The 6,771-nt window shown below is 40.2% G+C and carries 4 protein-coding genes; all 4 read right to left on the bottom strand.

What is annotated here, in order from left to right; all coding sequences use genetic code 11:
• Positions 1 to 332 precede the first annotated feature (332 nt).
• A complete protein-coding gene (locus ACIQZD_RS17290; RefSeq protein ID WP_402904849.1) occupies positions 333 to 1,400 on the bottom strand; it encodes an HD-GYP domain-containing protein in 1,068 nt (355 codons plus the stop codon).
• A 456-nt stretch (positions 1,401 to 1,856) separates the two neighbouring features.
• Positions 1,857 to 4,409, bottom strand: a complete 2,553-nt coding sequence (gene gyrA, locus ACIQZD_RS17285; protein WP_402904813.1) for a DNA gyrase subunit A — start codon at positions 4,407 to 4,409, stop codon at positions 1,857 to 1,859.
• A gap of 97 nt (positions 4,410 to 4,506) precedes the next feature.
• Positions 4,507 to 6,432 carry a DNA topoisomerase (ATP-hydrolyzing) subunit B gene (gene gyrB / locus ACIQZD_RS17280; RefSeq protein WP_402904847.1) on the bottom strand — a complete coding sequence of 642 codons (1,926 nt, stop codon included), beginning with the start codon at positions 6,430 to 6,432 and terminating at the stop codon, positions 4,507 to 4,509.
• 74 nt (positions 6,433 to 6,506) lie between these two features.
• Positions 6,507 to 6,770, bottom strand: a complete 264-nt coding sequence (gene remB / locus ACIQZD_RS17275) for an extracellular matrix regulator RemB (RefSeq protein WP_101223983.1) — start codon at positions 6,768 to 6,770, stop codon at positions 6,507 to 6,509.
• Position 6,771: the final 1 nt, after the last annotated feature.

Here is a 6,771-nt window from a genome sequence, read left to right as displayed (position 1 = left end):
GAAGAAATGTTTGACTTGCTCATTTGCTTTTTTGATAGTGTGTGCTCACTTAAAATTTAACGTTGGCGCTTTGTTTTGTTCAGTTTTCAAAGAGCAATTTATGTCGTTCGTTTAGAAACGACTTTAATAATATATCAACTATATTATTTTTTGTCAACAACTTTTTTTCTTTCGCTGTCGACTTAGTTATTATATCTAGTATCAGGAATAAAAGCAATAGTTATTTTAAAATAAATAATATACATGAATTCATAGATTTTAAATCCTATGCCTGTACACCTAATCAAGAAAGAAAAAGCTTACATTTTAAGAGTAAACTTTTTCTTTGAACATTAAAGTATTTCTTCTATATATAATTCCCGGTTAATCCCTAAATTGATAATTTGTTCACTATCCATCACCTTTATGACCGGTCTTGTTTGCGAGCCGGCATCAATAAAAATGATTTCGGCGATGAATCCATTGTTCAGTTTGACCATGCTTCCTATGGAAAAATTAGCGAAGCTTGATAACAAGGTTTTAACTACCCCAATATCAAATTTACCAAAATCATCATGTAAGATCATCTCTAATACCTTAAACGGTGATTGTTTCTTTCTATATGTCCTTTCGGAAGTCATGGCGTGAAATACATCTGCAACAGCAATGATTTTTGAGAATAAGTTCATGGGCTTTGTTTTCAATCTTTTGGGATATCCCGTTCCATCTAACCTTCCATGATGCTCTAGAACGGCTATCTTCACACTATCCTTTATGATGGAACTATCTTTAATCATCTTGTAGCTGAAAATAGGATGAGCCTGTATCTCCTCATTATCATCCGCTGTCAGGCTTTCCGTTTTATTTAATAACCTTGGTGGCAGCTTTGCCATTCCGCAATCTGCCAGACATCCGCCAATTGCTGCTTGGTAGACATCAGCTCTATTGCATTTCATTTTATATGCAATATAACCTCCTATCAATCCAATGGAAATGGCATGATGATATACATATTCTTCTTTATTGCAATAGTGGTGCAGCATCAAAATGTTTCCTGGTTCCTCTAAAGCCTTATCCATAAGGGGAATCATGATTAAACGAATCATGGCCACCTCGACTTTACTGCCGGCCTGCCAATTTTTAAATAATCGTTTATATGTTTGTACTGACTTAAGATACAAATCCGTAAAATCCGATGACTCTTCCATTTCATCCAATTCTGGATCTATTACTTCTTTCGGCAGAAATTTCTTTCCATCAATCAAAGTTTCTTCAATGCTTACCTCTGTTATTAAAAAGGCTTGCAAAGCCTCAATCAATCGCGTGGTCAATATTGTTTTTTCATGCATTATGGGGCGGTTTGAAAGGCCTTTAATTTCTTTCGAGAGGATGCAGCCTTCGATTAAATAGCGAGTTTTCACTAGCAAAACGTTTCACCTCGGTAGTATTAATGAGTATCATTTTACTTGAAAAACATGGTAAAAACTATCTTTATTATGATTAAATACCTAAAATTAATCTATTCATTAGCAACTATCTCCAAAATTGATAAGTCTTTTTACTCATACCCAAAACTCTCTTGATATCATTTTGAAATCCAGCTAATGCGCAAAAAAAGACCCAGCTTAATTGCTGGGTCTACAGTTTTTTTACGGTCTGTACAATTTGAGCGTTGATATCCTCTACAGGTACTCGCTTTTCCCGCAGGAGTCTCGCACACCTGCTCCAATCAACCAACTTTTGATAGAACCCTTTGCCTAAAGTCTTCATTGTTTTAAAAATAGAATTAATAAAACTTTAACTTTAGACTAAAATTCAAAGGGAATTTCAAAAGGGGTTCGGAATTAAAATTCCGAACCCCTTTTTTTATGAAAAGATTATTCTTCCGTATCTTTTTCAGTTTCTTCATTTTCTTCAATTACAGTAGGTTCAGGATCAGAATCCGGATCTAGAGTCGTGACCGTTTCTATATCCAGGTCTTTTTCTTCTTCTTCTTCCCTTCCTACGATGGCAACCGTCGAAACATATTCATTATCTGCGGATTCGAGTCGGATGAGCTTAACACCCTGTGTATTACGGCCTGTTTTAGAAATGCCTTCGACTTCCATTCGGATCAATACACCGGCTGCTGTAATCAGCATCAAATCTTCATCTACACCCGTAACTGTTTTCACGGCTATAAGTTCACCATTTTTCTCAGTGACATTACATGTTTTTATTCCTTTTCCTCCACGGCTTTGAATACGGTATTCTTCCGCAGAGGTCCGTTTTCCATAACCGTTTTTCGTAACGATCAGGACTTCTTCATCATCTTCAAGAATTTCCATTCCGACAACTTCATCATTCGTCCCTAAGGAAATCCCTTTCACTCCCGCTGCAGTACGTCCCATTGTCCGTACATCCGTCTCTGGGAAACGGATCATCATCCCGGACTTCGTTCCGATTATGATCTGTTTCTCTCCATTCGTAAGTCGGACAGAAATCAATTCATCATCTTCACGTAAACCTAGGGCAATTAAACCGTTATTACGGATATTTGCAAAAGACGACAAAGGTGTACGCTTCGATATCCCATGTCTGGTCGTGAAGAATAAATACCAATCGTCCGCAAATTCCTTCACCGGTATGATTGCATTGACCCACTCACCTTTATCGACTTCCAACAAATTGATAAGCGGCAATCCTTTTGCCGTCCTGCCATATTCAGGTATTTCATAACCTTTGGAACGATAGACTTTACCTTTGTTGGTGAAGAATAATAGAGTGTCATGAGTCGAAGTGGTTAACAAGTGACCGACAAAGTCATCTGTATTCGTGCCCATCCCCTGTATTCCGCGACCCCCGCGTTTTTGACTGCGGTATGTGGTTGCAGGCAAGCGTTTAATATAACCGTTATGCGTAAGTGTTACGATTATATTTTCCTCTGGGATTAAATCTTCATCTTCCAGGCTTTCAAAGCCGGCTAATGTGATTTCAGTTCTCCGTTTATCATCAAAACGTTCTTTAATTTCAAGAAGCTCTTCACGGATAATTTCAAGAACCTTTTCCTCATCAGCAAGAATCGCTTTATATTCTGCAATTATTGCCATTAATGCCTGATATTCATCTTCAATTTTTTCACGTTCCAGACCTGTCAAGCGCTGTAAACGCATATCCAGGATAGCTTGCGCCTGTTTTTCGGAAAGTGAAAATTGTGTCATTAAGCCTTCACGGGCAATGTCTGTCGTTTGGGAACTGCGGATTAACGAAATGACTGCGTCCAAATTATCAAGTGCAATGCGCAACCCTTCTAAAATATGGGCGCGGGCTTCCGCTTTCCGTAATTCAAATTCAGTCCTGCGCCGTATGACTACCTGCTGATGCTCCAAGTAGTAGTGCAGGCATTGTTTTAAATTCAGCACTTTAGGCTGACCGTCCACCAAAGCAAGCAAATTGATTCCGAAGGTGGTCTGCATCGCGGTATGCTTATACAGGTTGTTTAAAAGGACATTCGCGTTAACATCCTTTCGAAGCTCCATGACGATACGCATGCCATTGCGATCCGATTCATCGCGTAAGTCGGTAATGCCTTCGATTTTCTTATCTCGAGCAAGTTCTGCAATTTTTTCAATCAATCTTGCTTTATTCACTTGATAAGGGATTTCCTTAACAAGGATTACCTGTTTACCATTCGGTTTCTCTTCAATCTCGACTTTCGCCCGTTGAATGATTGATCCTTTTCCGGTTTCATAGGCCTTTCTGATTCCACTTCGTCCTAAAATCAAACCGGCTGTCGGAAAGTCCGGCCCAGGGATATATTCCATCAACTCTGGAATTGTAATTTCAGGATTCTTACTTAAAGCCAATACGCCGTCAATTACCTCACCTAATTGATGGGGTGGAATATTGGTTGCCATCCCTACCGCTATTCCTGATGAACCATTCACTAACAAGTTCGGGAAGCGGGCAGGCATAACGGCTGGTTCTCTTTCTGAACCATCGTAGTTATCCTGGAAATTGACCGTATCTTTATTTAAATCCCGGAGTAACTCCATCGAGATTTTCGACATTCTCGCTTCTGTGTACCTCATTGCGGCAGCTTGGTCACCATCGACTGAACCGAAATTCCCATGACCATCTACAAGCATATAGCGATAGTTAAAAGGTTGCGCCATCCGTACCATCGTTTCATATACAGCCGAATCACCATGCGGGTGATATTTACCGATGACTTCCCCGACAATACGGGCTGATTTCTTAAATGGTTTATCCGAAGTCATTCCAAGATCGTTCATTGCATAAAGAATTCTTCGGTGTACCGGTTTTAAACCGTCCCTTACATCAGGCAAAGCCCTCGACACGATAACACTCATCGCATAATCCAAAAACGATGTCCGCATCTCGGTACTTATATTTATTTCTTTTACACCTGATCTTTCATTTTCTGACATGGAGCCAACCTCCTATTAAAAGCTTATACTCTCTTTTAAATTTAACTGTTCGTGCACTATGTAAAGAACAGGATGTAAAAAGCATCCTGTCAAAAAATCAGATATCAAGATTTTTTACATAAATTGCATTTTCTTCAATGAAGTTACGTCGCGGTTCGACCTTGTCGCCCATCAACATCTCGAAAGTTTCATCTGCCTCGGCAGCATCTTTCAAACTGACTTGAAGCAGCGTTCTCGTTTCAGGGTTCATGGTCGTTTCCCACAATTGCTCCGGATTCATTTCCCCCAGCCCTTTATAACGCTGCAAGTTAGGCTTGGGAGTACTTGGCAAACTCGCCATGATTTCTTCAAGCTGGCGGTCATTATAAGCATAATCCACTTTTTTCCCTTGCTGAATCTTGAAAAGTGGCGGCTGAGCAATATATATATATCCATACTCGATAATTTTTCTCATATACCGGTAGAAGAATGTCAACATCAGCGTTCTGATATGGGCACCATCCACATCCGCATCGGTCATGATAACAATTTTATGATATCTAGCTTTTTCAGTATTGAATTCATCACCAATGCCTGTTCCAAGTGCTGTGATGATCGTACCTATTTCTTCATTATGCAGGATTCTGTCCAATCGCGCTTTTTCAACATTAAGGATTTTACCCCTTAGCGGCAATATGGCTTGGAAATGACGGTCCCGCCCTTGTTTTGCCGATCCTCCCGCCGAGTTTCCTTCAACGATGTATAATTCGCTGATACTCGGGTCCTTAGAAGAACAATCTGCCAATTTACCTGGTAGATTGGATACTTCCAAAGCACTTTTCCTCCGGGTCAATTCACGTGCTTTCTTCGCTGCCAATCGGGCTCTCGCTGCCATTTGCCCTTTATCTACAATTTTTCGGGCCACGGCAGGATTTTCGTATAAGAAGGCATCAAGTCGTTCCGAAAGAATGGAATCAGTAACCGTTCTTACCTCAGAGTTTCCGAGTTTGGTTTTCGTCTGACCTTCAAATTGCGGGTCAGGATGCTTAATCGAAATGATTGCCGTTAAACCTTCCCGGACATCTTCACCTGAGAAATTGGCATCAGCTTCTTTTAAAAGACCATTTTTCCGTGCATAATCATTGATGACACGGGTCAAAGCAGTCTTGAATCCTGATTCATGTGTACCGCCTTCATAGGTATGAATATTATTGGCAAAAGAAAAGACATTACTGATATAGCTGTCATTATATTGCAAAGCCAATTCAACGGAAATTCCATCTTTCTCGCCTTCCATGAAAATCGGTTCCTCATGCAATACCTCTTTAGAACGGTTCAAATGCTCAACATAAGATTTGATACCGCCCTCATAGTGGTAATCCCTGATTTTCTCTTCTTCTTCACGTTTATCTTCAATGACCAGCTTCAAGCCTTTATTCAGGAATGCAAGCTCACGGATTCGTGTGGCTAATGTATCGAAATCATATTCCAGGGTATCTGTGAAGATTTCACCATCAGGAATGAAGTGTACAGTCGTTCCGGTATGATCGGTTTCCCCGATGATTTTCAAATCTTCTTTTGGGATACCGCGGTTAAATTGCTGATAATGGATTTTACCTTCACGATGAACGTAAACTTCCAATACCGTGGATAAGGCATTAACTACTGATGCCCCCACACCATGCAGACCGCCGGAGACCTTATAACCTCCGCCGCCAAATTTACCGCCCGCATGAAGGACCGTCATGATTACTTCTACAGCTGGGCGTCCCATTTTTTCATGGATCCCCACTGGAATTCCCCGACCATTATCGACTACTGTTATACTATTGTCTTCTTCGATCGTCACTTTGATTTCCGTACAGAAACCAGCTAGTGCCTCATCAATACTATTATCGACAATTTCCCAAACAAGATGGTGAAGTCCTTTTGCAGAGGTAGTGCCGATATACATCCCCGGACGTTTACGTACTGCTTCTAAGCCTTCTAAAACCTGTATCTGATTCTCATCGTATGCCTGAGCTTGTACTTCTTTTTGTTCCATTGTCATACGTATCACCTACACTTTTCTTTTGGCATTATCAATTTTAAGGAGTAATTATAACGTTTAGCTACAATTCAAAGAATATCTATATCATCGATTAAGAGCGATGGCTGCAGTGAACGCTTTTTCAAAGTGGACGACGCAAGCGGTGAATAATATACCTGTTTGTCCGTCACTACAATCGATTTAACCGAGTTTTTTGCTAAATGGTAAGTTACATCAGACTTTTTCTCCAAAAATTCACTCATGATTGGAGATGCCTGAAGCAGCTTCTTATCTAAAATGGCTATGACATCGTCCGTTTTCACAAGAATGTCTTCACCAATATGGAGATACATA

Source organism: Peribacillus sp. NPDC096447, from assembly GCF_044762725.1.
In the GTDB taxonomy this organism is placed as follows: Bacteria; Bacillota; Bacilli; order Bacillales; family DSM-1321; genus Peribacillus.
The sequence above is the reverse complement of the archived record's forward strand: the minus strand, read 5'-3'. Positions and strand labels throughout refer to the sequence as shown.